General features: G+C 29.4%; 24 protein-coding genes. 16 read left to right on the top strand and 8 right to left on the bottom strand.

Features of this window, described 5'->3' with window-relative positions; all coding sequences use genetic code 11:
* Positions 1-128: 128 nt before the first annotated feature.
* The 14 genes from murI (at position 129) to bhDAH_RS00425 (ending at position 15,774) form a co-directional block, all read left to right on the top strand.
* The gene (gene murI / locus bhDAH_RS00490; protein WP_012421878.1) at positions 129-893 is read left to right on the top strand and encodes a glutamate racemase; all 765 of its coding nucleotides are present in this window, start codon (positions 129-131) and stop codon (positions 891-893) included.
* Positions 890-1,831, top strand: a complete 942-nt coding sequence (gene rsgA, locus bhDAH_RS00485; RefSeq protein ID WP_012421877.1) for a ribosome small subunit-dependent GTPase A — start codon at positions 890-892, stop codon at positions 1,829-1,831. The genes murI and rsgA overlap by 4 nt, the downstream gene beginning before the upstream one ends.
* Positions 1,803-4,139 carry an endonuclease MutS2 gene (locus bhDAH_RS00480; RefSeq protein ID WP_043924381.1) on the top strand — a complete coding sequence of 779 codons (2,337 nt, stop codon included), beginning with the start codon at positions 1,803-1,805 and terminating at the stop codon, positions 4,137-4,139. Before rsgA ends, bhDAH_RS00480 begins: the two co-directional genes overlap by 29 nt.
* The gene (locus bhDAH_RS00475; protein ID WP_012421875.1) at positions 4,140-4,526 is read left to right on the top strand and encodes a hypothetical protein; all 387 of its coding nucleotides are present in this window, start codon (positions 4,140-4,142) and stop codon (positions 4,524-4,526) included. It abuts the gene before it with no gap.
* A 123-nt stretch (positions 4,527-4,649) separates the two neighbouring features.
* Positions 4,650-5,246 carry a V-type ATP synthase subunit E gene (locus tag bhDAH_RS00470; protein ID WP_012421874.1) on the top strand — a complete coding sequence of 199 codons (597 nt, stop codon included), beginning with the start codon at positions 4,650-4,652 and terminating at the stop codon, positions 5,244-5,246.
* 10 nt (positions 5,247-5,256) lie between these two features.
* Positions 5,257-5,802 carry a DUF2764 family protein gene (locus bhDAH_RS00465; RefSeq protein WP_012421873.1) on the top strand — a complete coding sequence of 182 codons (546 nt, stop codon included), beginning with the start codon at positions 5,257-5,259 and terminating at the stop codon, positions 5,800-5,802.
* Between the two features lie 11 nt (positions 5,803-5,813).
* Positions 5,814-7,553 (top strand): V-type ATP synthase subunit A, encoded by a 1,740-nt coding sequence (locus bhDAH_RS00460; RefSeq protein ID WP_012421872.1) that lies wholly within the window; start codon positions 5,814-5,816, stop codon positions 7,551-7,553.
* The gene (locus tag bhDAH_RS00455; protein ID WP_012421871.1) at positions 7,554-8,855 is read left to right on the top strand and encodes a V-type ATP synthase subunit B; all 1,302 of its coding nucleotides are present in this window, start codon (positions 7,554-7,556) and stop codon (positions 8,853-8,855) included.
* A 2-nt stretch (positions 8,856-8,857) separates the two neighbouring features.
* Positions 8,858-9,454, top strand: a complete 597-nt coding sequence (locus bhDAH_RS00450; protein ID WP_025399446.1) for a V-type ATP synthase subunit D — start codon at positions 8,858-8,860, stop codon at positions 9,452-9,454.
* A gap of 11 nt (positions 9,455-9,465) precedes the next feature.
* A complete protein-coding gene (locus bhDAH_RS00445) occupies positions 9,466-11,295 on the top strand; it encodes a V-type ATP synthase subunit I (RefSeq protein WP_043924380.1) in 1,830 nt (609 codons plus the stop codon).
* A gap of 14 nt (positions 11,296-11,309) precedes the next feature.
* Positions 11,310-11,744 carry an ATP synthase subunit K gene (locus bhDAH_RS00440; RefSeq protein WP_012421868.1) on the top strand — a complete coding sequence of 145 codons (435 nt, stop codon included), beginning with the start codon at positions 11,310-11,312 and terminating at the stop codon, positions 11,742-11,744.
* Between the two features lie 64 nt (positions 11,745-11,808).
* On the top strand, positions 11,809-12,786 hold the full coding sequence (locus bhDAH_RS00435; RefSeq protein WP_043924513.1) for a hypothetical protein: 978 nt from the start codon (positions 11,809-11,811) through the stop codon (positions 12,784-12,786).
* A 48-nt stretch (positions 12,787-12,834) separates the two neighbouring features.
* Positions 12,835-14,634 carry a translation elongation factor 4 gene (lepA, locus tag bhDAH_RS00430; RefSeq protein ID WP_076982455.1) on the top strand — a complete coding sequence of 600 codons (1,800 nt, stop codon included), beginning with the start codon at positions 12,835-12,837 and terminating at the stop codon, positions 14,632-14,634.
* Positions 14,635-14,823: 189 nt separating this feature from the next.
* On the top strand, positions 14,824-15,774 hold the full coding sequence (locus bhDAH_RS00425) for an L-lactate dehydrogenase (protein WP_012421865.1): 951 nt from the start codon (positions 14,824-14,826) through the stop codon (positions 15,772-15,774).
* 22 nt (positions 15,775-15,796) lie between these two features.
* On the opposite strand, the gene bhDAH_RS00420 is transcribed toward bhDAH_RS00425, so the two are convergent.
* The 3 genes from bhDAH_RS00420 to bhDAH_RS00410 all read right to left on the bottom strand — a co-directional run bounded on the left by bhDAH_RS00420 (position 15,797) and on the right by bhDAH_RS00410 (position 19,190).
* The gene (locus bhDAH_RS00420; RefSeq protein ID WP_012421864.1) at positions 15,797-17,326 is read right to left on the bottom strand and encodes a YifB family Mg chelatase-like AAA ATPase; all 1,530 of its coding nucleotides are present in this window, start codon (positions 17,324-17,326) and stop codon (positions 15,797-15,799) included.
* 21 nt (positions 17,327-17,347) lie between these two features.
* Positions 17,348-17,752 (bottom strand): iron-sulfur cluster assembly scaffold protein, encoded by a 405-nt coding sequence (locus bhDAH_RS00415; RefSeq protein ID WP_012421863.1) that lies wholly within the window; start codon positions 17,750-17,752, stop codon positions 17,348-17,350.
* 169 nt (positions 17,753-17,921) lie between these two features.
* Positions 17,922-19,190, bottom strand: a complete 1,269-nt coding sequence (locus bhDAH_RS00410) for a cysteine desulfurase (RefSeq protein WP_012421862.1) — start codon at positions 19,188-19,190, stop codon at positions 17,922-17,924.
* A gap of 204 nt (positions 19,191-19,394) precedes the next feature.
* On the opposite strand from bhDAH_RS00410, the gene bhDAH_RS00405 reads away from it, so the two are divergent.
* Together bhDAH_RS00405 and bhDAH_RS00400 are read left to right on the top strand one after the other, a co-directional pair.
* Positions 19,395-19,712 carry a hypothetical protein gene (locus tag bhDAH_RS00405; protein ID WP_012421861.1) on the top strand — a complete coding sequence of 106 codons (318 nt, stop codon included), beginning with the start codon at positions 19,395-19,397 and terminating at the stop codon, positions 19,710-19,712.
* A complete protein-coding gene (locus tag bhDAH_RS00400) occupies positions 19,705-20,988 on the top strand; it encodes a hypothetical protein (RefSeq protein WP_012421860.1) in 1,284 nt (427 codons plus the stop codon). The genes bhDAH_RS00405 and bhDAH_RS00400 overlap by 8 nt, the downstream gene beginning before the upstream one ends.
* 34 nt (positions 20,989-21,022) lie before the next feature.
* Here bhDAH_RS00400 and bhDAH_RS00395 read toward each other — a convergent pair whose 3' ends face one another.
* From bhDAH_RS00395 to ftsY, 5 genes are read right to left on the bottom strand one after another with little or no spacing between them, the layout of a single operon-like run.
* Complete coding sequence (locus bhDAH_RS00395) at positions 21,023-22,273, bottom strand: ABC transporter permease (protein WP_012421859.1); 1,251 nt, start codon at positions 22,271-22,273, stop codon at positions 21,023-21,025.
* Positions 22,270-22,950, bottom strand: coding sequence for an ABC transporter ATP-binding protein (locus bhDAH_RS00390; RefSeq protein ID WP_012421858.1), 681 nt, complete (start codon positions 22,948-22,950; stop codon positions 22,270-22,272). The genes bhDAH_RS00395 and bhDAH_RS00390 overlap by 4 nt, the downstream gene beginning before the upstream one ends.
* Before the next feature lie 14 nt (positions 22,951-22,964).
* The gene (locus tag bhDAH_RS00385) at positions 22,965-24,197 is read right to left on the bottom strand and encodes an ABC transporter permease (protein ID WP_043924379.1); all 1,233 of its coding nucleotides are present in this window, start codon (positions 24,195-24,197) and stop codon (positions 22,965-22,967) included.
* The gene (locus bhDAH_RS00380) at positions 24,184-25,236 is read right to left on the bottom strand and encodes a hypothetical protein (RefSeq protein WP_012421856.1); all 1,053 of its coding nucleotides are present in this window, start codon (positions 25,234-25,236) and stop codon (positions 24,184-24,186) included. Before bhDAH_RS00380 ends, bhDAH_RS00385 begins: the two co-directional genes overlap by 14 nt.
* On the bottom strand, positions 25,233-26,078 hold the full coding sequence (ftsY, locus tag bhDAH_RS00375; RefSeq protein WP_043924512.1) for a signal recognition particle-docking protein FtsY: 846 nt from the start codon (positions 26,076-26,078) through the stop codon (positions 25,233-25,235). The genes bhDAH_RS00380 and ftsY overlap by 4 nt, the downstream gene beginning before the upstream one ends.
* Positions 26,079-26,104 lie beyond the last annotated feature (26 nt).

Below are 26,104 nucleotides of genomic sequence, written 5' to 3'. Positions count from 1 at the left end.
GCTTGGTATTAATACTAATTATAGTTTAACCTATTGCGGTTTTAAAATTTGTTAATCTATAAATACTTATTAGCATTGTTATTGAAAGAGAATAAATTAATTTCTATACTTAAGTTTAAGTAAGACTTATGAGCAATTTAGAGGATGTTATAGTTATTTTTGATTCGGGCATTGGTGGACTTTCTTATTTTGAGTATATAAGTAAAAGGTTTGTTAATAGAAATTATGTTTATATTGCAGATAACAAAAATTTTCCTTATGGTGAAAAGAGTCCAGAGTTTCTCTTAAAAGAGATTTTAGAATTAGTTTTAAAATTGGAACAAATGTATAATATTGCTTCAATTGTTATTGCTTGTAATACAGCTTCTATTAGTGTATATGACAAATTAAATCTTAGGTTTCCTATAATCTATACTTTACCTTCAGTTGGTTTAGTAGAAGAGCTTGCATGTAAAAGGGTTATTTTAATTGCAACAAGTTCTACCATTAATAGTGAATTTGTGCAAAGAGAAAAAAAATGTCATTGGAATTTAATCTTAAAATCAGCAAGTGAGCTTGTAAATTTTGTGGAATATGGAGATAGATTTAAGGAAGATGCACTTAGATATTTAAGAGCCTTACAATTAGAGGTTGAAGCTAATAGGCGAGATATGGTTTTTTTAGGATGTACACATTATTTGCACATTAAAGATATGATTGAGAGTTTTTTAGGAATTCCTGTTTATGAGAATCGTGAGCTTGTGGCTAATGAGCTTGCTAAGGTATTAGGGCCTATTAAGTGTAGTGATAATTGTTTTATCCGTTATTTTTATTTGACGCAGGATGAGAATTTGTGTTTTTATAAGAATTTTTGTAAAAGATATGGTTTGCATTTTAAAGGAATAATCAATTGAATGACCTTAGATTTGAAGTTCTCTGGGGCGTTAATAATATTTATTCTATTCTTGAAGTTAATACCAATTCAATTTATGAAGGAGTTATTAAGGGTAAGGTGTTAAATACTCAAGATAAAGAATATAGTCCTTTGGTGCCTGGTGATTTTGTTTGTGGAGACATTTATGATGAGGTCAAGGTATATATTAAAGATAGACTTCAACGTAAGAATGTGCTTTGGCGTTATAATAAAAAGGCTGCTCTTAGACAAGTCATTGTTTCAAATATTGATAATGTTTTAATTGTTAGTTCTGCTAATCTTCCTGAGATTAAAAATTCATTTATTGATAGAGTATTAGTAATTGCTGAGGAGCAAGGAATTACTCCTATTATTTTGATCAATAAGGTTGATGAGGGCATAAGTGATAAAGTTGATACTTTGATTAAAATTTATGAAAATTTAGGTTATAGGGTTATTAAGACTTCTGCTATTACTTTTCAGGGAATTGATGAAATAAAAGAAATTATTAAAAATTCTAAAGCTTCTTTTGTTGGGCAGTCTGGAGTTGGCAAATCTTCACTTATAAATGCGGTAGATTTAAATGCATCTCAGGCTATAAATGAAATATCTTATAAATATGCACGCGGTCGACATACTACAGTTTATGCTATGGCTTTTCATTCTGATAATGGAGTGGTAATTGATACTCCTGGCATAAAGGAATTTGGAATCGAAAGCTTAGAGTATTTCAATCTTAGATATTATTTTAGAGAATTTAAAGATTTAAATGATTTATGTAAATTTAATTCTTGTTTACATATAAATGAACCAAATTGTTTTATAATGAGTCAAATTGGATTTCAAATTTCAGAAATTAGATACAACAGTTATCTAAAGATTGTAAATGAACTTAGGAGATATAAAAGTTATGCAAAAGAAATACTTGGAAAAAATTGATTTTTATCAAATTTTATCTTCAGTTTCTTCTTATGTAACTATCTCAGATACGGTTAAACTTTTAGGTGAGCAACAAATATTAAAAACCGAGGAAGAAGTTAATCAAGTATGTTTTTTTGTTAAATTGATCAAAAATCTTATTGAAGTTTATGATGAATATCCAGATTCTTGTCTTGAGAGTATAAGTGATTCTATTGTTTTACTTCTTAAAGAAAACTCAAAAATTTCTATTGAGGAGATTAAGAATATTATCTTTTTTCTAAGAGAAGTTGTAAAAATAATGTTTTTTTTAGATAGAAATGAGTTTAAGGTTCAAAATGAAATTGAAATTTTAAAAAAATTATTATTCTTAGATCCAAGTTTAAAGCATTTATTAGAGACTTTGTGTAAGTATATTGATGTTGATGAACTTAAAATAAAACGAGGTGTTGTCAAAGATTATGATGAGATTGATTTTGAGATTAGGAATTTAGATAAGAGAATTGAAAAAGAGATCAAGCAGATAATAGGTTTAAATGCAAAATATTTAACTTCTACGCTTGTTTATTATAAATCAGGCAAATATACTATTGCGCTTAAATCTAGTTTTAAAAATAAAATTAGGGGTAATATTATATCTATCTCATCATCTGGCGAAACATTTTATGTTGAACCAAATGAGATAGTGAGCAATAATAATAAATTAGGTTTTTTAAGCTTAAAAAAGACGCGTATAGTTTTAAAAATTTTGCAAGAGCTCTCAGATGAGATTCGCAAACATATTGTTCTTTTGCAAGTTCTTTATAATAATTTTTTGTATTATGATTCTCTGAAGGCCAGGGCAATTTATGGAATAAGAAATCAAGGAATATTTCCTAAATTTGATAGTAATCTTAATATTGTCAATGCTAGTCATCCTTTAATACAGAATGCAAAATCTATAAGTTTTTGTCCTTTAAATAGTAGAGTTGTGGTTATTACAGGTCCTAATGCTGGTGGCAAGACTGTGACATTAAAAACCGTTGCTCTCTTGAGTGCTATGTTTCAATTTGGAATTCCTGTTCCAGTTGATGAATCTAGTACTTTTAAGATATTTGATAATATTTTAGTTGATATTGGAGATGATCAATCAATTGCAAATTGCCTTTCAACTTTTTCAAGTCATATGAATAATATTGCTTATATTTTAAAGTATGCAACAAGAGATAGCCTTTTAATATTTGATGAATTTTGTTCAGGTACTGATATTGAACAAGGACAAGCACTAGCTGTAGCTATTCTTGAGCATTTAATTGGTATTGATTCTTATGTTATTATTTCGACTCATTACAATGCTCTTAAATATTTTGCATACACTCATGAATTTGTTATTAATGCTTCTATGCAGATGGATTTAGACAAAATGGAACCTAATTATAATTTAATGTTTTCAGTTCCAGGTGAAAGCTTTGCTTTTAATGTTGCAAGCAAATCTTCTATTGACTCTAATATAGTATTTAGAGCAAAAGAGATTTATTCATCTAATAAGACAGAAGTTAATGAGATATTAGAGAGACTTGCTGAGAAGGAGAGAGAAATACATTTACTTGAAAATGAATTAAGAGATAAGCTTAAGCTTATTGAACTTAAGGAAATTGAAATTAATAATATTCGGGAGAATATTATCTTGAAAGAAAGAGATTTGGAAGAGAGATTTATAAAAGAGCAAAAAGAATTTTTAAAAAATTCAAGAAAAACTTTAGAAAATTTGGTTAGAGAGATCAAAGAGGGTAGTGTTTGTACTATTAAGAATAAGGAATTTATATCGAATATTGCAGATAATATAACTGCTAAGACTGCTAAACTTAAATTAATTAATCAAGAAATTGCTACTAAGGTTGAATTTAAAGTGGGTGATAAGGTTAGAGTATCTGGTTCAAATTCTTCAGGGGAAATAATAGGTGTTACTAAGAAAGGATTTATTGTAAATACTGGTGTTTTTAATATTACAGTTTCATCTTCTAATTTAGAGAAGATATTGGATAATAAGCAATCAAGAAATGATTGCAAAACAAATTTTAGTTTTTCTTTTGAGAGTCAGGATGATGTATTAGGTCTAACTGTTGATATTAGGGGAATGAGAGTAGTTGAGGCTATAGACTTTTTAAATAAGAAAATAGATAATATGTTACTGAAGAATGTTTGTAAATTTGAAATCATTCATGGCAAAGGAGAAGGGCTTCTTATGGAAGGAGTGCATGCATTTTTAAGAGATGTAAAATTTGTTAAGAAATATTATTTTGCTCACCCAAGTGATGGGGGAGTTGGAAAGACAATAGTAGAATTCTAAATGGATATATCAAAATTTGAAGAATTTGAGAATGCATTGTTTAATATTTGTCTTGATGTTGATTGTGTTCTTGAAAATGAATTTGGCACTTCTTATAAAGTGCATCCAAACAGGCCCTCTAGAGGTAGGACAGCTAATGGGCTTTTGGATGGGCTTTTTCGTGTTACCACTTCTTTTACCCTTGGATATGGGTCTAAATTTGGAAGAGGGTATTTAATTATTATTGAAATAATAACTCTTGATATAGTCGATGTGGAATTTAGTAACAGGGTTATAGAGAGGGGCATTAAGGTTTTTGATGAAAAGTTGAAAGAAAAGTTTCCAGGAAAAAAACTTTCTATAGTACATGATATTAATGTGTACAAAATTATTGGGGTATTTTTTTAGTGATATATAATTTAAATATTGTGGCTTTTAATAATTAAAATTAAAAATTTATTGGTATACTTTATTTAAAGATTTGTTTATTGAGTATTTTGCTTTATTTTTTTTGTATATTAAGGAGTTCTAGTGCAGTTTGAAGTTAAAGATCTGATAAATAAGATTAAAAAAGATGGGCTTGAGGAAGCTGAGAAGTTAGCAAGTGAGATTATTCTTAATGCAAAGAGGGATGCTGAGGCTATTATTTTGAAGGCTGAGAGTGATGCTAAGGAATTAAAAATGCAAGCTGAAAAGGAAGCTGGTGAGTATAAAATACATTCTCTTGAGGCATCTCGTCAAGCAGTTAGGGATTTGATTATTGCTACTGAGAATAATATTAAATCTCTTTTTAAAATTGCTTTAAAGGATTCTGTTTCTGAAGTTTATGATGATAATTTTTTGAGAGAACTTATTATTAGGGTTGTAGATATTTGGAGTAAGAAAGATAAGATAGATATAATACTTAATGAATCTGCGGTTTCTAATTTATTATCTATTTTAAGAGTGAATATAGGAAATAGATTAGATGATGCAATTGAGCTTAAACCTTTTAAAGGCATAAGCAAAGGGTTTAAAATTCAACAAAGAGACGGTAATTTATATTATGATTTTACATCAGACACTATTGCTGATATTCTTTTTGAATATTTAAATCCAAGGTTTAAAGAAGTTATAAAATTAGGTTAGGAGATGTAGTATGTTAAGTTCATATTACTATGTTATGTCGTCATTGCCTTATCTTGATTTAGAAGCTCGCAAGGTGTGGAGTATATCAGATTTTTTTGATAATGTTGAGATTGCTTTAAGCAAGGAAGATTTTCTTTTTCTGAAGGACTTATCAGAATCTAAATTTGTTAGAGGGAGTTTAAAGGTAATTGACCAGTTTCTTGAATTTGAAGAAATAATAAGATATACGCTGGCAGCTCTTAGAGCTGATAAATTGGGATTTCCAAGAGATGTGTATTTAGAGTCTCCTTATTTTTCTCATTATTATTTAGGAATTTTAAAACCCCTTTGTCTTAAGGAAAATCCTTTTGAGATAGAATTAGAACTTGATATGTTAAAGTGGCAATTTTTAACAGAACTTGAAGTGGGAAATGATTTTAACTTTGAAAAATTAGTAATTTATTTTTTAAAGTTAATATTAGTTTCAAGAAGAAATCTCTTTATAGAAGAGATAGGTAAGAAGAATTTTGATGATATTTGTCAAAAATTAAGTATACAAATAAGTAAAAATTTTTGAAGGGAATTTGAATGGAAGCTAGAGGAAAAGTAGTAGGAGTTATTGGAAATTTGGTTACTATTGAGGTAGTTGGTACAGTTTCCATGAATGAGATTGTTTTTATTAAAACCGGTGGACGTAGTTTAAAAGCTGAGATAATTCGTATTAGAGATGGGGAAGTTGATGCTCAAGTATTTGAAATGACTAGGGGAATTGCTGTTGGGGATGATATTGAGTTTACAAATAAGCTTTTAACGGTTGAGCTTGGTCCTGGTCTTTTAAGTCAGGTGTATGATGGTCTTCAAAATCCATTGCCAGAACTTGCTGCTCAATGTGGGTTTTTTTTAGAGAGAGGCTTGTATTTAAGTGCACTTGATAGGAAGAAAAAATGGCATTTTAATGCAACTGCAAAGGTTGGAGATATTGTTGTTGCAGGAGATTTTCTTGGATTTGTTATTGAAGGCACAATTAAGCACAAAATCATGATTCCATTTGATAGAAGGGATTCTTACAGTATTGTGGAGATCGTTAGTGATGGTGATTATACTATAGATGATAAAATTGCTGTTGTTGAGAATGATGCTGGGGGTAAGCATATTATAACTATGTCATTTCATTGGCCTGTTAAAATTCCAATTACCAATTATAAAGAGAGACTTATTCCTAGTGAGCCTATGGTAACTCAAACAAGAATAATAGATACGTTCTTTCCGGTTGCAAAGGGTGGTACATTTTGTATTCCTGGGCCTTTTGGTGCTGGAAAAACGGTTCTTCAGCAAGTTACAAGTCGTAATGCTGATGTTGATATTGTAATTATTGCTGCTTGTGGTGAGCGAGCAGGTGAAGTTGTAGAAACCCTTAAAGAATTTCCTGAACTTATAGATCCAAGGACAGGTAAATCATTAATGGAGAGAACATGTATTATTTGCAATACGTCTTCTATGCCAGTTGCTGCTCGTGAAGCATCAGTTTATACAGCTATTACTATTGGTGAATATTATAGGCAAATGGGTCTTGATATACTTTTACTGGCAGATTCGACTTCAAGATGGGCTCAGGCTATGAGAGAGATGTCAGGTCGTCTTGAGGAAATACCAGGTGAAGAGGCATTTCCTGCTTATCTTGAATCTGTTATTGCATCGTTTTATGAAAGGGCAGGTATTGTTGTTTTAAATGATGGTAGTTTTGGCTCTGTGACTGTGGGTGGTTCTGTAAGTCCTGCTGGGGGTAATTTTGAGGAGCCAGTAACTCAGGCAACTTTAAAGGTTGTGGGAGCATTTCATGGTCTTACAAGAGAGAGATCAGATGCTAGAAAATTTCCAGCCATTAATCCTCTTGAATCTTGGAGTAAATATAGAGGAGTTGTTGAATTTGGAAAGACAGAATATGCGAGGGATTTTTTGGCAAAAGGAAATGAGATAAATCAGATGATGAAGGTTGTTGGTGAGGAAGGGATAAGTAATGGTGACTTTTTAGTTTATTTGAAATCTGAACTTTTGGATTCGTGTTATTTGCAACAAAATTCATTTGATAGTGTTGATGCTGCTGTAAATCCTGAGCGTCAAAATTATATGTTTGATATGCTTTATGATATTTTACAATCAGATTTTAAATTTGAGAGTAAATTGGAAGCAAGGGGTTTCATAAATGAACTAAGGCAAAATATTTTGGATATGAATCTTACTCCTTTTAAGGAAGAAAAGTTTAATAAGTTAGAAGTTTCTTTAAAGAATTTAGTACGTTCTAAGAAGTTGGATTTTCGAGGTGCATAAATGAAGAGAGTGTATAGTAAGATAGAATCTATTGTTGGAAATGTAATAACTGTTATGGCACAAAATGTTAAATATGGAGAACTTGCCATTGTGAAGTCAAAAGATACAAGTTCTTTAGCTGAGGTTATTAAGTTGGATAGAGAGAAAGTTTCCCTTCAGGTTTATAATGGAACTATAGGTATTTCAACTGCAGACGAAGTTAAGTTTTTAGGTCATCCAATGCAAGTTACATTTTCTGAGAATTTGTTTGGTAGAATCTTTGATGGAGCTGGAAATCCAAAAGATGGAGGACCACGTCTTGAAGATAATTTAATTGAAATTGGAGGGCCATCAGTTAATCCTGCAAAGCGTATTGTTCCAAGAAACATGATAAGAACAGGAATTCCAATGATAGACGTTTTTAATACTCTTGTTGAATCTCAAAAATTACCAGTATTTTCTGTATCCGGAGAACCTTATAATGAACTTCTTGTAAGAATAGCTCTTCAGGCGGAAGTTGATTTGATTATTCTTGGGGGAATGGGACTTAAGAATGATGATTATTTAAAGTTTAGAGATTCTCTTGAAAAGGGTGGGGCTTTAAGTAGGACGATCTTTTTTGTAAATACAGCTAATGATCCTGTTGTTGAGTCTTTAATAGTACCTGATATTTCTCTTGCTGTTGCCGAGAAATTTGCTTTGCAAGGGAAAAAGGTTTTGGTACTTCTGACTGATATGACCAATTTTGCAGATGCTATGAAAGAAATTGCTATTACCATGGAGCAAGTTCCATCTAATAGAGGGTATCCTGGTGATTTGTATTCTCAGCTTGCATCTAGGTATGAGAAAGCTGTTGATTTTGAAGGGGCAGGCTCAATTACTATACTTGCAGTTACTACAATGCCTGGTGATGATGTTACTCATCCAGTTCCTGATAATACGGGTTATATTACTGAAGGGCAGTATTATTTAAAGGGAGGCAGAATTGAACCTTTTGGTTCTCTTTCAAGACTTAAGCAAATGGTTAATGGGAAAACAAGAGATGATCACAGAACGATTATGGACTCAATGATTAAGCTTTATGCATCTTCAAAGGAATCTATAGAGAAAAAGGCTATGGGATTTAATATGACAGAATGGGATGAGAAGCTTCTTAAGTACAGTGGGATGTTTGAAAGTAAGTTGATGGACTTATCTGTTAATATTCCTTTAGAAGAGGCCTTGGATTTGGGGTGGGAAATCCTTTCTAGTTGTTTTGAACCTAAAGAAATTGGAATTAAAACGGAACTTGTAGAAAAGTATTGGCCTCAAAAAAAGGATTAGAAATGCCTAAAGTTAAGTTAACAAAGAATGAGCTTAAAAAACAAAAAGATAGTCTTAAAATGTTTAGTAGGTATTTGCCTACGCTGCAGCTTAAGAAACAGCAACTTCATTTAGAGATTAGAAAAATTGATGCTCTTAAAAAAATTCGGAAACTTGAGCAAGACAAGCTTAAGAGGGATATTAAGGCTTGGATTTCTCTATTTGGCGAAAGATTTGCTTTTCAAGATTGGATTCAAATTAGAAGAGTAGTAAGGAGCTTTGCAAATATTGCAGGTATTACTATTCCTGTATTTGATTCTGTTGAATATGAAGATATTAAACATGACCTTTTGTTAACTCCTTACTGGGTAGATAAGGGAATAGAGGCTATTAAGCGTGTAATTCAGGTAAAAGCGGAGATTGAAGTTTTAAATGAGCAAACTAGGTTATTGGAGACAGAACTTAATACTACTTCTCAAAGGGTAAATTTATTTGAAAAAGTTATGATACCTGCTGCTAAAATTAATATAAAAAAGATTAATGTTTATCTTGGTGATCAGCAAACGGCAGCTGTTGTAAGAGGTAAAATGGCTAAAGCTAGCTTGATTAAAGGTAGATAAGGGATACGTTGATGATTGTAAAAATGAACAAAGTTTTGATTTTAACTTTATTGAAATATAAAAGAGAATCACTCGAGATTTTAAGAGAATTGGGAGTTGTTCATATTAATTTTTGCAATAAAGTCTCAGAATCTTTAGAAAGAGTCGTTGAGGAGAGAGGAATTTTAAGGCAAGCTTTATCTTTGCTTGGAGATGACTCTGAAGTAAAAATCTTAAGCTCTTCAAATGAAAATTTTTTAGATGTTGCAAGGAGTATAGTTAGTTTAGGTTCTGAGATTAAAGATTTAAAGGATATGCAGCAGTCATTGCTTCATAAGAGAGATATTATATCTTGTTGGGGATATTTCCCTCTTGAGTTAATCAATAAATTGAGAGAAAGTAATATTTATGTGCAATTTTTTAAGTCTGGGATTGGTGAATATAAAAAATTGTTGGCATCCTCTGAAACTAAAGTTACTCTTATTAATAATTATAAAGGCACGGCTTATTTTGTGGCTATTAATGATTCTAAGCAGATAGTAGATACAGCTGAGGAATATGAGTTTGAGTTTGATCTTGATTTTATCGAGAATAAGTTAAAAGTTATTGGTGAAATTTTGAATCAAAAATTAACTCAATTATCGATTTTAAATAAATATGGAGATGTTTTAAGAGATAAAATAAAAGAATATGATCAAATTGTTGAATTTGAGCAAGTTATGACTGACATGGATGTGGAGCGTGATAACTTTGTATATATTACAGGATTTGTTCCGGAAGATAAGCAGGAAGATATTAAAAATGCGACTCTTAATGGTGAGTTTGTGGTACAATTTGCAGAGCCAGATGCTGATGATGTTGTTCCCACTTATATAAAGAGAAGGGGAATTGCTAAGCTTGCCAAGCCTATTTTTAATGTTTTAGATACAATTCCTGGGTATAAAGAGAGAGATGTTAGTTGTATTTTTATGTTATTTTTCTTTGTGTTTTTTGGAATGATAATCGGTGATGCGGCTTATGGAGTAATATTTTTACTAATAGGTATTCTTTTTAGTTTAAGCAATATTATAAAAGGTAAACCTTTAACATCTATTCATGCTTTAATATTTTATCTAAGTACGTCAGCAATAATATATGGTTCGATGACTGGTACTTGGTTTGGGAGTAGTACTTTTTTTCTTGACTTATTTCCTATTTTAAAATCTTTGAAGCTTGAGTATCTAACGGGAAGGAGTGGTATGCAAAATATTATGTTTATATGTTTCACAATAGGTGTTTTGCAAATATCATTAGCTCACATGTGGAATTTTATTCAAAAAGTGAAGGAAAAACCATACATACATTCAATTGCTCAAATTGGTTGGCTTATTGTGATCCCTGGGCTTTATTATCTTGCTCTCAATTTAATACTTGGTAGGGATAGATTCCCTATGCACAGCATTGTTCTTAATATGATATATGTTGGGGTTATGCTTGTCTTTATTTTTGAGAAGCAGGATGGTTCGAATTTCTTTATATGCGTATTAAAGAGTTTTGGTGGAATAATAGAACAGTTTTTAGCTACTGTTTCAGGATTTGCAGACATAATATCTTATATTAGACTTTTTGCTGTTGGACTTGCAGGACTTGCAATTTCTGATAGTTTTAATAGTATGTCAGCGTCTCTATTAAAATCATCTAATATTGGTCTTATAATAAGTGGCATTATTGTGATACTGTTTGGACATATTCTAAATATAACGTTATCTTTATTATCTGTTGTTGTTCATGGAGTAAGACTTAATATGCTTGAATTTTCAAACCATTTGGGTCAAGAATGGAATGGATATTCTTATAGGCCTTTTAGAAAAATTAAAGATTAGATAAGGAGAGAATTATGGATATAGGTTTAATAGGAGTTAATTCGGCTTTAACAATAGCTGCAATAGGTTCAGCTTTGGGCATGGGAGCTGCTGGGAGTGCTGCTATTGGGGCATGGAAGAGATGTTATATGCAAGGTAAGCCAGCTCCTTTCTTATTAATTGTTTTTGTTTCAGCACCCCTGACACAAATAATATATGGTTATATATTAATGAATACTTTGGCAGGGATAATGACGCAGACAGATCCTTGGTTGTTGTTTGGAGCTGGATTTGGTGGTGGTCTTGCAATTTCTATTTCTGCTTTTGCACAAGGTAGAACTGCTGCAGGGGCTTGTGATGCTTTTGCTGAGACTGGGAAGGGATTTGCAACAAATCTTTTGGTTTTAGGTCTCATAGAATCTGTTGCCCTTTTTGTGATGGTATTCTTGATGATATTTAAATTTGTTTAAGTTTGAAGGATTCGGGTATTAAATTTTCTCGCAATTTGTGAGAAAATTTAATATATTTATAGATATGTTAAGACCTTTTTTGCTCCTTTTTATTTTCGGGTTTATCTTGAATTTAAATTCATCAGTTGTGGAGGAATTTCCATATTGGATTTTACTTGAAAAGGGACGACAGCTTATTTATTCTAAGGAAGGATTTGTTAAATCTAATCTTACTATTGCAATGAATTATTTGCAGGAAGCTTTGCTTAGAAAAGGAATATATCCAGAGGCTAATTATTATTTATCCGTTGCTTATAGCATGATTGGTAATGTTGTACTTGAGAAATTACATCTTCAGAAGGCTTTAGAAAATAAAGATTATTTGTTGGATAAATTTTTTGAGAAAAATATACTTTTTTCTTTGGCAAAGATTGCTGAGCTTGAAGATCATCATGTTGATATGATTGATTACTTAAATGAGATTTTAAGTAAGTTCTCAAATAGTGATGATTATTATAATTATCACTATGTCGTTCAAAAATATGAAGATACTAAAGGTAATAAATTTAATATGTCGTTTTATTTACATTCTTATTTAAAGCAGGTAAGAGGAACTTCAGGTCTAGATTTTACTTTTAATCTTTATAGGTTTAATAATTATAACGTTATCGATGCTCATCAGTTATTAGCAAAAGTATATTTTAAGATTGGTGCTTATGAGCTTGCAATTGCTCATGGACTTGTAGCTGCAGTTGGTATTTTGACTAGGATGTATGACTATGTTAGTTATTATGAACCTCTTTATGAGTTTAAAAATTTAAGGGCTTTTGCTCGAAAAATAAATGAATATACTGATATTAAAACTAGTTTTGAGTCTACAGATTTTTGGGAAATAGTATATAACATTGCTTATGCTACTTATATCTATGATAATGGTAAACATAAGTTGAGAGCTGTGGATACTTGGAAGTTGATAGTTGATCTTGCTCCTAAATTTTCGCCTTATGTTTTAAAATCAAAGATCCAGATCAAAAATTTTTTGATTGGTAAAAGTGTACATTAGTATAATGTTTTCTGAATTATTTTATTTTAATTTAGGGGAGGTTTAAAAATTAGTTCTTATAAAAAAAATTTTTGTATTATTGCACATATTGATCATGGTAAATCAACTCTAGCAGATAGATTTATACAAAAAGCTAAGATAATATCAGATCGTGAATTTAAAAGTCAAATTCTTGATAGTATGGATATTGAAAGAGAGAGGGGAATTACAATTAAGAGTCAAGCGGTTACTATTGATTATAAGTGTAGTGATGGCAATATTTATGAACTTAATTTTGTAGATACCCCGGGGCATGTTGATTTTTCTTATGAGGTTTCAAGGGCAATCTCATCTTGCGAGGGGGCACTTTTACTTGTTGATGCAAGCCAAGGAATAGAGGCTCAAACTGTTTCAAACTTTTATATGGCATTTGAACATAATCTTGAAATTATTCCTGTTATTAATAAAATAGATCTACCAAGTGCGAATATTGATTTTGTAAAAGAGCAAATAGAGCATGATTTAGGATTAGATTCAAATATTGCTGTTCCCATATCTGCTAAAAATGGAATAGGAATTGATGAGTTACTTGAGGCTATTTGTAAATATGTTCCATCTCCCAAGGGGAGTGTTAAGGGTCCATTAAAGGCTTTAATTTTTGATTCGCATTATGATTCTTATCGTGGTGTTATTGTTCATTTTAGAGTTTTTGAAGGACAAATCAAAACTGGCGATAAGATTAAATTGATTCATGCAGATAGGGAATATTTAGTAGAAGAGATTGGGATTTTTAAAATAATTCTTGAAAAAAAAGATATTTTAGAAGCGGGTGATGTTGGTTATTTTATTGCGGGAATAAAAAATATATCAGATGTTAAGATTGGAGACACTGTAACTCTTGTTGATGATCCAGCAAGTGTGCCTCTTGAAGGATTTAAGGAAGTTAAACCCGTAGTGTTTTCTTCTGTTTATCCAGTTGATGCTAATCAGTATGATGATCTTTTAAAGGCAATGGATAGACTTAAACTGAATGATGCATCTCTTACTTTTGAAAAAGACGCCTCGGCTGCTCTTGGACATGGATTTAAATGTGGATTTTTGGGACTTTTACATTTAGAGGTAATTCAAGAGAGAATTGAACGTGAATTCGATCTTAATGTGATATTAACATCACCATCAGTGCGTTATAAAATTATTCCTAAAAAGGGAAATCCTTATTTCATTGAAAGTCCTGAACAATTTCCTGGAAATGAAAACATTGAAGTTGCTCTTGAACCTTATATTAGAGCTAATATTATTGTTCCCGCTGAATTTTTGGGGAATGTTATGAGTGTTTGTTTACTTAAAAGAGGCGTTCAAGAAAATTTGATTTATCTTGACACAAAGCGTGTTGAAGTTATTTATAAGATGCCACTTGCTGAGATACTTTTTGATTTTTACGATAAGATTAAATCTGTAAGCCGTGGATACGCTTCTTTTGATTATGCATTATTAGGATATGAGGAAACAGCTTTAGTTAAGCTGGATATTTTAGTTAATGGGGATAGAGTTGATGCGTTGTCTCAGTTAGTTTTTAGAGATGGTGCAAGATCAAAGGCTTTAAATATTTGTAAAAAATTAAAGGATGAGATTGCAAGACAACAATTTAAAATAGCAATTCAAGGTTCTATTGGTTCAAACATTATTGCGCGTGAGACAATTTCACCTGTTAGAAAGGATGTTACTGCTAAATGTTATGGAGGCGATATTACTCGTAAAAGGAAGCTTTTAGAGAAGCAAAAGGAAGGGAAGAAGCGACTTAAGATGATAGGGAATATTGAAATACCGCAAAGTGCATTTCTTGCTGTTCTTAAATCAGATGATAATTAATCATCTTTAAGTAGGTTTCTAATGCAATAATGTCAATTATTGTTATTTTATATTGATATTTGATATATCTTAATAGATAAGTTATCAAATATTTTATTCTTATAAAATATTATTGAATTATTTTAAAGTGTTATAAACTGTTGTAATATTATTTAATACCAATGAAATAATTTTGTATGGAGATAGTTTATGCTTAAACGTAATAAGGTTGTTCTTGTTGGAGCTGGTGGTGTTGGCTCAAGCTTTGCCTATGCTTTGACAATAGATAACTCACTTGTTCATGAACTTGTAATTATTGATGTAGCTCAAGACAAGGCTAAGGGTGAAGTCATGGATTTAAACCATGGTCAGATGTTCTTAGAAAAAAATATTAAAATAGCATTTGGCAATTATGATGATTGTTCTGATGCAGATATTGTTGTAATTACTGCTGGCCTTAATCAAAAGCCAGGTGAGACAAGACTTGATTTGGTTGGTAAGAATACTAAAATCTTTAAAGAAATTGTAACAGGCGTTGTTTCAAGTGGATTTAATGGTATTTTTGTAATAGCAAGTAATCCTGTTGATATTATGACTTATGTAACAATGAAATATTCCAATTTTCCAACTCATAAGGTTATTGGGACAGGAACAACACTTGATACCTCAAGACTTAGATATTTTTTAGCTGAGCGTTTTAATGTTAATACTCAAAATATACATTCATATATTATGGGTGAGCATGGAGATAGTTCTTTTGCTACTTGGGATGAAACTAAAATAGCTATGAAGTCTTTATCAGAATACATTGCTGAAGGGACAATAAGGGAAGTGGAGCTTGATGAGATTCATAAAAAGGTTGTTAATGCTGCTTATGAGGTAATTAAACTTAAAGGTGCGACTTATTATGCTATTGGACTTGGGATTAAAAAAATTGTCAATGCAATAATTAGTGACCAAAACCTTATTTTGCCAATCTCTTCATATATTAATGGACAATATGGTAATTTTATTAAGGATATTTATATTGGAGCACCTGCTGTGGTTTGCAAAGAAGGTGTAAAAGAGGTCCTTGATTTTAAAATAAGTGACAGGGAACTTGAAAAATTTAAAATTTCTGCTAATCAACTGAAAAGTTATATTGATAAAATAGAATTTTAATTTTGCCCCAATTGGGGCTTTTTTATTCTTCTAGTAATTTTCCTCCATGTTTTCTATGTTCAATCGCTTCTAGTAATGCTTCTCTTGAAATATGGTCGTCTTCTTTTAAATCCGCAATTGTTCTTGATAGCTTTAAGATTGAATGAGTTGCTCTTGATGATATGTTAAGTTTATTTAATATATAAATCATTTCATCTTGTAGTATTTTGTCTAATTCACAAAATGTTGCAATATGTTCTGGTTTAAGATCAGAATTCTTGTGAATATTTTCAAAATTTCCATATCTTTTACTCTGTATATTCCTTGCCTTTATTATTCTCTTTCTTATTTCGCTTGAGCTTTCATTATCTTCTTGAAATAATTTTGCATTGTCTACTGGTTTAACTGGTACCCTAATATCAATTCTATCAAGCATTGCTGCTCCGAGTTTTTTCCAGTAGTTTGAAACTTCTTGTTGCGAACAAAAACATTCTGTGTCGTTTTTTCCAAGGTTGCCACAGGGACAGGGATTTGTAGCAAGCATTAGCTGAAAATTTGCAGGATATTTGAATGATTTTGAACTTGCTCTTACTATTGAGATCATCTTATCTTCTATTGGTTCTCGAAGTGATTGTAATATTGATTTTTGAAATTCTAAAGCTTCATCTAAGAATAAAATACCATTATGGGCAAGTGATACTTCTCCAGGGAGTGCATTAGAGCCACCACCAATGATTCCTTCTTTGCTTGCAGTTTGATGAGGTTGTCTAAATGGTCTTTGGCTTATTATTTTTGTATCTATTAATTTACCTGCGACTGACCAAATTCTGTTTGTTTCAATGATTTCTTTATCTGTAAGTGGGGGTAAGATTGACCGTACGCATTTAATGCTGAGAGTTTTTCCACTTCCAGGAGGACCAAATATCATAATGTTATGACCTCCAGCAACTGCGATTTCAAGTGCTCTTTTGATTCTATGTTGTCCTTTGATATTTTTGAAATCATATTCAAATTTTTCTTCATTCTCTTCTATTTTAAAGTTAATTGTGGGTTTTGATGGAAATATATTATGATTAAGATGTCCTATTATTTCTAGAGCTTCTTTTAAAGTTTTAACTCCCCAAATGTTTAGATTTTCTATTAGAAGAGCTTCTGCTAAGTTGTCAAAAGGTATGATTATGCATTTAATGCCCCTTTCCTTTGCAAGTGAAATAGCAGGTAATATTCCTTTAATTGCTCTTATTTGTCCGTCTAATTGTAATTCTCCTAATATCAAAATTTCTAAGTTATTGTTTTGGTTATCTTTTGTAGTAATAATACTTATTGCGATTGAGAGATCAATTGCTGTTCCAATCTTTTTGATGCCAGCTGGTGCAAGATTTATTAATATCCTGTCTTTTGGAAAAGTAAATTCTGAATTTTTAATAGCCGATTTTACCCTTTCTCTTGATTCTTTGATTTCACTTCCAGCTAGTCCAACAATATCAATTCCTGGTATTCCTTTTCTAATATCTACTTCAACTTCAATTAATTCCCCTTCATATCCTATTGATGAGTGAGAGTATATTTTCATATAATGCTCCTAAATTAAGAGTTATTTAGTTGTATTTAAGATCTCTTTTAGAGCTTTGTATGGTAGCATGAAACAATCTTTTCTATTTGTATATAAAAAGTTTTCAAAATTTTTAAGACTTTTATCAATTTCTTCTAAGTTTTCAAAATTTCTATTGATTGTTTTTGTTATGATTTCTAGTATTGTGTTTCTAGGTTTATTATCACATAGCTTGGTTAAGATATAAGCACTTGAGAGAAGAATTACGCATCCATATGCGTTGTATTTTAATTTAATTTTTTCGTTGTTTTCATTGATTTGAAAGATTATTTGGTCACCGCACTTAGATTGGTGATATACTGAATTTTGATTTTTGTCTGTTTGAAAATAATACTTTCTTATTTTACTAAGTCTTATTAGTTCCTTTTTTGTTTCTTCTGAAAACATGCTTCAATTTTAAGAGGTTTGCTTGATTAAATCAACAATAACTTTGTATTGATTTAATTTGAGTTTTATGTAATTAAGTAAATTTTTACCCATTATCTTTTATATTATTTAATATTATAATATATAAATTAATGATTAATAGCTCTTATAATCTTTTTGAAAGATAGATTTAATAAAATTCTTTTATTGTTTTCTTTAGGCAGGATATGAAGATATCAATTTCTTTTTTTGTATTATATAAGTAAAAGCTTATTCTTAGTAGATGGTCTTTTTTAATATTTTCTGAGAGAAATGCAAGGTAAGCACAGGTTTTTCCAGATCTAGTTGCAATGCCCATCGTATCAAGATATGTCTCAACATCATGTGAGTGGATATTTTTTACTGTAAATGATATTATTGATTTTCGTTTGATATCTTTATTTAAAATAAATTCAACTTCATCAATTTCTTTTAATTTTGCAACACAATATTCAATCAGTTCTCTATCATGTTCTTGAATAAAGTCCATTGATATATTATTAATATATTCTATTGCTTTGCCAAGACCAATAATTCCTGCAATGTTTGGTGTACCTGATTCAAATTTATTTGGAGATTCAAGAGTTTTAAAGTTAGGCTCTCCATTTTCTATGAAAATATTTTCTATGGCATTGCCTCCTAGTTTAGAACTGTTGAGTTTATCTATAATTTTATCTGATATGTATAGAACCCCAATTCCTGTTGGAGCAAGCATTTTGTGTCCCGAGAATACTAAAAAGTCACAGTTTATTTTCTCTACATCTATATTCATGTGTGGTGCCATTTGAGCTGCATCAATGAACAGAATAATTTTGTTATCTCTAGCAATCTTTCCAATCGTTTCTAAATCCTGTATAGTTCCTAATATGTTATTTATGCCAGATATAGTAATAATTTTTGTTTTATCTGTAATTAAGTTTTTTATTTCATCAGGTTGAATGATTCCCATTTTATTAAATTTGGCAAGTTTGATTTTTAAGTTTAAATATTTAGCAATATTGATCCAAGGAAGCAAATTACTATTATGTTCAAGTGTTGTTGTAATGATTTCATCATTTTCTTTTAAAAGTTTTGAAAAGAGCAATGAATTTGCTATTGTATTTGTTCCATCTGTAGTTCCAGAATTAAATATTATGTTTTTAAAAGACTTTGCATTGATAAATTTTTTGATAATTTTTCTTGTTTCTTCTACTTTTAGGCTGGATTGTATTGCAAGTCCATGCCCGCTTCTGTGAACATTCGCATTATAGTTTGCGTAGTATTCAACTACAGATGAAATCACGCTTTGTGGTTTTTGAGAAGTTGCGGCATTATCAAAATAAATGATTTTTTTATCATTTATAGTTTTATTTAGAATAGGAAAATCTTTCCTTATGATTTTTAATTTTTCATTTTTGTCTTTTGCGAGCTTAAGATCCATTTATTTAGTACTCTTTATTTTTATGTAAGAACTTTTATTTTAAGAATTATACCATTATTTTCTATTTTATTTTTACATATAGAATTTCTTGCATTTTGATGTTTTTGTTAAGTCAATTTGTGTTCTTGAGATCTATATTTTATAATTATATTATAATTTCAAGCTTTTATATTTTAAAGATATGTTTATGTTATAATTCGTCTTATGAAGGAAATAATTTACAGATTTGAAAAAGCAGAAGATTATAAATTAGTACCTGTTAATAATATTTATGGCAGCGTAACTAATACTGGAGAGATTTTTTGTGATCTTGTTTTCGAATCTACAGAGATTCCTGAAGAGATTGTTTATACTAAGACTAAAGAAGGTGTTTTAGAAGAGATTTCTGGGGAACTTAAGGGTTCTAAAGAGAAGATAATTTTAATAAATTCTTTTGTTGGAATTTCGGTTACAAAAGATACTGCTAAGAATATTGCTTATTGGCTCTTAAAGAAAGTTGATGAATTAGAAGATAATGAGTAAAACTTCTGAGGATAGAATTAAGATTTATTTATCTAGGCTATCTAAGTATAAGAATAGGGTTTTAAGAGAAAGAGATATAGATGAGATTATTGAACGAGTGGATATTTCTGATGCTGATATTGAGAATATTGAAATGCGTTTCTCTAAGGTATATGATAAAGCACGGCAATTAGAGAGAATGGGGGAGTTGAGTGATGCTTTAAGAGAACTTGAGACTGTATATTTGTATTCTCTTCATAATAAATCTAGTTTTGCTTCATTTTTTAATCTCTATAAGAGACTTGTAAAAAGAATAGCTACTAAAGAGATAAATAAAAAATTTATTCATGTAAGTTTACAGGCTCAAGAATTTGGAATAGTTAGTGGGATTAATTTAAAAAATTATAATGATGCTGAGAGGTTAAAACAGCGAATATTAATATTATTGTTAAGTTTTATATTGATAGCTATTATTGCATTTATTACATATACACTAATGCATTCCTTTATTAGTGGCTATGAAGAGCTTGATGGAGTAGAAGATGTCAAAAAGACCAATTCCCAAGGCTTACCTTCAGTTACAAGGGCATCTGATTTAATAGTTGAATCTACTAATCTTGTTGAGAGTCCTTATGTTTTATATTATGTTGAAGTTGAAGATGCGAAGGTGTTAGTTTTTGAAGATGCACATGCTTATCAGTTAAAAGCAGGGGTTATTTCAGCTAAAGAGCCTATTAAAAGAATTTCTTATAGTGTTACTGTTTATGATGATTTAGGAAAACCTATTTTAAATAAGGTTTTTGAAAAGACAAGTGATTTTCAAAATAAGTGGAGCAAAGGTGTATATGCTCCAATTGATTTTATATACAATATTTCTAAAGAAATTAATGAACATCCTAAGAAAATGGTTCTTGATATACGTTTAATTGAATTTTTTAGTGAAGTTGATAATGTCTCTAGTATTAATTTAGAGACAAGTTCTTCAATATTAAATTTTAAGTATCTTGGGAGTTATTTTAATGAAACTTTTGGAATTTATGAGGCTAATTCTTTAATAGAAGTTTACAATGATTCAAAGGATAATATTAAAGATCTGGAAATCGAAGTGGCTTACGTTGCTAGGGATAATCATATTATTAGGTCTTTGCAACGGAAGTTAATTTCTGAGACTAATTCTTTTCTTAAACCTTATTCTAAGCAGAGTTTTTCGTTAAAGACTATTTTCCCAAAAGAGATTTATCCAAATATTAAAGAAGAGCTATCTTCTATTAAGATCGTAAATGTGTTTGCAAAATAGTATTTTTGTGTATAGAGAAGAGATATTGATTTATCTATAAAATTTCTTTTTCTTTAAGCTTTGAAATAATATTTAGGGGAATAAGCGTTGTTGCGACACTAATTAGTGTGTAGGATAAAAGAATAATTAAGCTAAATTTGGTGCTTATTTTAATATTAAATTCAGAGATATAATAATCAGAGTTTAAAAGTTCTGTATTATCAGCTCCAAATATTTTTAAAATTGTATTAATAATAATGTCTATTATATTAATTAAATGTTCTATATTAATGGTTATGTAATTTCCAATGATTATGCCTATTAAGCAAGATATTGAGCTTAGAACGAGTGCTATTAATATAAATATTAGCTTAATACTTGAATTATTCATTCCAATTGATTTAAATATTGCAATTTTCTTTTTATTCTCAAGTATTAACATGCAAAGAGATGAGGATATATTAATGCTTGCAAATATTACAATAAATGCCATAATAAATATTAAGAGTTTTTTGCTGATATCTAAGTTTTTATATTTGTTTAAATAAAGCTCATAGAATGTTTTTATTTTATATTTTTGAAATTCTTTTGCAATGTTTTTCTTTAAATTATTCGCTTTTTCTTTGGTATTGGGTTTGACAGAGATTCCAATTATACTTTTAGAAAATTCTTCCGACATTATATTTGCGTCTTGTAATGAAATAAGAACTAAGTTTTTATCAACTTCCCTTAAACCCGTTTCAATGATTCCAGATATATTGAATTTCTTTGCCCTAGGGAATATCTTTTGATGCTTATTATTTGGTACTACTATATAAATAGATTCATTGATGTTTAAATTAAGTCTGTCTCTTATTTGTTTTGATATTAATATTTCGTTTTTGTTGAAGCTCTTCTTGCCATCTATTAATTTTATATGTTTATTTTCATCAATAAATTTGTCTTCTACTGCCCTTATTAATACCCCTTGTTTTTTTTGATTTCCAATTATTCCATAGGTTCTTCTTTCAAAAAAATATTTTAGTTCATCATGTTGATATTCTTTTTTAAATTTTTCTAGTTTAGATCTAAGATGAGTATCTTTTTGAATTTCATTATATTCGATTTGTACCGAGAATCCTTCATTTTCAATGTATTTATCTATTGTGGAATTCATGATGTTGTTTGACATGTAGTAAACAATAATTAAAGGAATCATGACTAAACTTAAAGATATTCCAGAACCAATTAGGGCTTTTTTATTTTTTGAATTTGTAAATATTATGTATGCTATTTTTGTGAGTTCTTTAGTATTTGGACGCATCATATTCTCTTTAGTGTTTTGTCTTTAAGTTCATATTTAATATCTGCTTTATTTGAAAATTCTGGATTGTGACTAACTAAAATTAGTGTTTTATTAAATGTTTGAGCTGTGTCTATTAATAGATATTCTACCGTTTTTGCGGTGTTAATATCCAGATTACCAGTAGGCTCATCGCATAAGATTATATTCGGTTCATTTATTAAAGCCCTTGCAATTGCTGCTCTTTGTGCTTCCCCGCCTGAGAGTTCTGAAGGGTAATGTTCTGCTCTTGTGTTTATTTCTAATATTTTCATTAAGCGTAGAGCTTTTTTATTTATTGTTTCTAAGTTGTCTTTTCCTTCAATTATTTTAGGTAAAATAATATTTTCAAATACACTAAACTCATCAATTAAATTGTGATTTTGAAATACAAGACCTATTTTTTTATTTTTATATAAGCTTAGGGTTTTCTCACTTGCATCTTTTAAGGATATTCCGCATGAAATTATATCTCCTGAATCCATTTTATCAATTCCTGATATGATGTTAAAAAATGTTGATTTCCCACATCCGCTTTTACCTTGAATTGAAATAAAGTCTCCATCTTTTACATTTAAATTCAAATTTTCTAATACTTTGATTTTTGTTTTGTTTTTAGTGTATGTTTTATATATTCCTTTTATACATAGTATATTTTTCATTTATAATGCTCCATTTATTTTGTCAGCATATTTAACTTTTTTGTTACCCTTAGGCTTGAGTATATTGTAAACAAACAAGCAAAGAATAATGTGAACATTAAATCACTTAAAAATATTTTAGGCGTAACTGTGTTTTTTACTATTTTTATTTCTATATTTTCTAGTTTTAATTTTAGTATGTAATTAATAAGGTTAATCGAGCTGTTTATTAAAATGTCAATTATATTTAGAATTTCATTGATGTTTAAAGATATTGTAATACCTGCAATGAGTCCAATGATGCCCCCGAGTATGCAAATTATTACTGAGTGCATTAAGAATACTTGCCTGATTTTTTGCGATTTGAGACCTAAGAATAAGATTATTGAAATTGATTTGCTTTTATTAATTATGATTCTTTTTTGTAAATAATATGTATTAACGGCAATGACAAGAAATATGCTTGTTAAAATGATTAACATTGTATTCCTCTCTATTTTGAGTGCTTTATAGAATTCTTTATTATATTCGTTCCAGGGTTTGAATTGAATGTTTGAATTTATGTTTTTTATTTTGTTTATTAGTTTTTTGCTAGGATATAAGTTTTGTGTTTTTATTTGATAGTTAATGTCTGAATCTTTTATGAGTTGTTTTTTGTAAAAGTAGTTAATATTCATAAACACTGTGGATTCATTTATTTTGGCATAATTGCTTTTAAAAATGGCTTTTATTTTAAAATGTTTTACTTCGTCTTTTAATGTTTGTAAGTTTTTTATTTCATCACTTAATATAAGTCCTATTATGTCCCCTTCAAATAAGCCTAAGTTGTGCGAGAGTACATCTCCTATTATGATTTCATCATCATTAAGTTGGAGTTCAGATTGTGTAAGGCCTGTTAGGAGAATAAAATCTTTGTCTTTTATGATGTCTTCTGTGTCAAGTGCAATGATATTCAAGATACTTGGATAGTAATAATTTTCAATTCCAATGCCTTGTGTTTCATAGATTTTATTTATTTGAATTATTTCTTTAATCTCTTTAAGAGCATTAAGTTCTTGATCATTTAATTTGCTTTCGATTTTTAAATTTCCACTCTCTAAGGTAGATATGCTTGTGAAAAAGTCATTTTGAAAACCATTCATTATCGATATTGTGATGATGATAATGATTTGCCCAAGCACTATGCTTAAGATTATTACAATTGTAAGTGATGAACTATTTTGTTCATCTAAAATTAATCTTTTCAGTAAAAATTTATTTAGTCCCATTTTCATCTCTAGTAATATTTTTATTTATTTCTTCAATAATTTCATCATTTTTATATCTTACTTTAAAGATAGGATTTCCATTATAGTATATTTCTTGTTCGTATTCATTGTCATTAGAGTAGTTAGTTTTTAATAATATTGAGTCATTCTCATAAATTGTTTTTGACTTTAAATTATTATCAGAATTATATTCGTATGTTGTTTTAGTGTTATGTTCTTTTTTATTTTCCTTTACAGTTATATTTTCAACTATAACGTTTCCAGATTCATTATATTCAAAATCACTTATCTTTGTTATTTCGTTATTTTTATATATTTCTTTTCTGATTAGGTTGGGGCCCTTATATTTTGATATAGTTTTTATATTGTCTTCTTCTGCAGTATTGATTACTTCGTGTTCATCTAGATATTGATTTTTTTCTTTAGATTTAATTTTGTTATTGTCTAATATTATGCTTTCTAAATGCCTTTTTTGATCGTCATATTGGATTACTTTTATTTTGGATTTTTTTATGTCAAAATATGTTGATTTGATTTCTCCACTGATTCCGTAATTCCAAACTTGGAAATCCGAACCCGTTATTTTTAAAAGCTTGCCATTAGTGTCTTTCATGTAGTGTAGTGTTTTTGGTTTTTGATTTAAAATTTTGATTTCTTTATAAATTAAATCATTGTTTTTATAAAAATAGTCTACAGATTCAAGAATTATTCCTTTGGGACTATATTTTATTTCTTGTATTTTATTATTTAAGTTATCATAAATTTCTTCATTTGTTTTAATGTTTTGTTCATTATAGAATGTTAGTTTTTTTTTATCTTCTATTGTTTCTTGTGTTTTGTATTTTGTCAGTTTTAAGTCTTTAAAGAGACTAAATTTTTCAATTTCATTAATTTTTGTGTATTCAATGTAAAATCCTGTTTGTGGAATTTCATATATTTCCTGATATTTATTGAAAAATACATCGGATATGAAGTATCTTTGCCCATATGCATTTGGTATTATAAATGCTAAAAATAATATTACTATCTTTTTTGTCATAATAACCTATTCAAGTAGTCATCAGTGTTAAATTCTTTAATATGTTCTACTTGTTCTCCAAATGTGAAAAAGTATATTGGTTTCTTAAATAGCTTTGAGATATTTAAGATTCCACCTGCTCTAGATGATGAGTCAAATTTCGTGGCTATTATTCCATCAATTTCTATTGCTTTGTTAAATATTTCTGCTTGATTGTTTACATTCTTCCCAGAGATAGAGTCTATTACTAATATTTTTTTATAGTTAATATCTGTTTCAATTATTTGCTTTTTAATTACATTATCCATCTTTTGGAGCTCTTTGATTAAGTTTTCTTTGTTTTGAAGTCTTCCTGCTGTGTCGATTATTAATATATCATAATTTTTACTCTTTGCACTTGAAATGCTGTCAAATATTACTGCTGCTGCATCACTTCCTTGATTTTGAGATATGACTTTAATGCCAATTTTTTCACTCTGTATTTTAATTTGTTGAATTGCTGCTGCTCTGAATGTGTCGGCTGCAGCTATTAATACGTTTTTACCTTCATTTTTAAGTTTATTGGCAAGCTTTATGATACTTGAGGTCTTACCAACTCCGTTTATCCCAATTATAAGTAAGATATTTAATCTTTTATTCTCTAAGTTAAGGGGTTGTTGGTTTATGTAACTTTTTAGAAAGTCTTTTAGCTTTAAGAGTGTTTCTTTTTCATCTTTGACTTTAACTTTTTTTATATATTCTATTATTTCAATTACTATATCATTTTTGATATCTGCTTCTAAGAGAATATCTTCTAAATTTTCAAATATTTGTGTTTTTTCTTGATTCTTAAATAAATTCTTTATCTTATCAAAAATACCCAAAAGCCTCATTCTCCTACGTTTTTATT

It is taken from the genome of Borrelia hermsii DAH (genome assembly GCF_023035675.1).
GTDB classification, from domain to species: Bacteria; Spirochaetota; Spirochaetia; order Borreliales; family Borreliaceae; genus Borrelia; species Borrelia hermsii.
This window is presented reverse-complemented; position numbering and strand designations above follow the sequence as displayed.

Excerpts from the sequence above, each read along its gene's own strand:
- murI (WP_012421878.1), top strand. The coding sequence starts at position 129 with ATGAGCAATTTAGAGGATGTTATAGTTATTTTTGATTCGGGCATTGGT.
- bhDAH_RS00480 (WP_043924381.1), top strand. The coding sequence starts at position 1,803 with ATGCAAAAGAAATACTTGGAAAAAATTGATTTTTATCAAATTTTATCT.
- bhDAH_RS00475 (WP_012421875.1), top strand. The coding sequence starts at position 4,140 with ATGGATATATCAAAATTTGAAGAATTTGAGAATGCATTGTTTAATATT.
- bhDAH_RS00465 (WP_012421873.1), top strand. The coding sequence starts at position 5,257 with ATGTTAAGTTCATATTACTATGTTATGTCGTCATTGCCTTATCTTGAT.
- bhDAH_RS00460 (WP_012421872.1), top strand. The coding sequence starts at position 5,814 with ATGGAAGCTAGAGGAAAAGTAGTAGGAGTTATTGGAAATTTGGTTACT.
- bhDAH_RS00455 (WP_012421871.1), top strand. The coding sequence starts at position 7,554 with ATGAAGAGAGTGTATAGTAAGATAGAATCTATTGTTGGAAATGTAATA.
- bhDAH_RS00450 (WP_025399446.1), top strand. The coding sequence starts at position 8,858 with ATGCCTAAAGTTAAGTTAACAAAGAATGAGCTTAAAAAACAAAAAGAT.
- bhDAH_RS00445 (WP_043924380.1), top strand. The coding sequence starts at position 9,466 with ATGATTGTAAAAATGAACAAAGTTTTGATTTTAACTTTATTGAAATAT.
- bhDAH_RS00440 (WP_012421868.1), top strand. The coding sequence starts at position 11,310 with ATGGATATAGGTTTAATAGGAGTTAATTCGGCTTTAACAATAGCTGCA.
- bhDAH_RS00435 (WP_043924513.1), top strand. The coding sequence starts at position 11,809 with ATGTTAAGACCTTTTTTGCTCCTTTTTATTTTCGGGTTTATCTTGAAT.
- bhDAH_RS00425 (WP_012421865.1), top strand. The coding sequence starts at position 14,824 with ATGCTTAAACGTAATAAGGTTGTTCTTGTTGGAGCTGGTGGTGTTGGC.
- bhDAH_RS00420 (WP_012421864.1), bottom strand. The coding sequence starts at position 17,326 with ATGAAAATATACTCTCACTCATCAATAGGATATGAAGGGGAATTAATT.
- bhDAH_RS00415 (WP_012421863.1), bottom strand. The coding sequence starts at position 17,752 with ATGTTTTCAGAAGAAACAAAAAAGGAACTAATAAGACTTAGTAAAATA.
- bhDAH_RS00410 (WP_012421862.1), bottom strand. The coding sequence starts at position 19,190 with ATGGATCTTAAGCTCGCAAAAGACAAAAATGAAAAATTAAAAATCATA.
- bhDAH_RS00405 (WP_012421861.1), top strand. The coding sequence starts at position 19,395 with ATGAAGGAAATAATTTACAGATTTGAAAAAGCAGAAGATTATAAATTA.
- bhDAH_RS00400 (WP_012421860.1), top strand. The coding sequence starts at position 19,705 with ATGAGTAAAACTTCTGAGGATAGAATTAAGATTTATTTATCTAGGCTA.
- bhDAH_RS00395 (WP_012421859.1), bottom strand. The coding sequence starts at position 22,273 with ATGATGCGTCCAAATACTAAAGAACTCACAAAAATAGCATACATAATA.
- bhDAH_RS00390 (WP_012421858.1), bottom strand. The coding sequence starts at position 22,950 with ATGAAAAATATACTATGTATAAAAGGAATATATAAAACATACACTAAA.
- bhDAH_RS00385 (WP_043924379.1), bottom strand. The coding sequence starts at position 24,197 with ATGGGACTAAATAAATTTTTACTGAAAAGATTAATTTTAGATGAACAA.
- bhDAH_RS00380 (WP_012421856.1), bottom strand. The coding sequence starts at position 25,236 with ATGACAAAAAAGATAGTAATATTATTTTTAGCATTTATAATACCAAAT.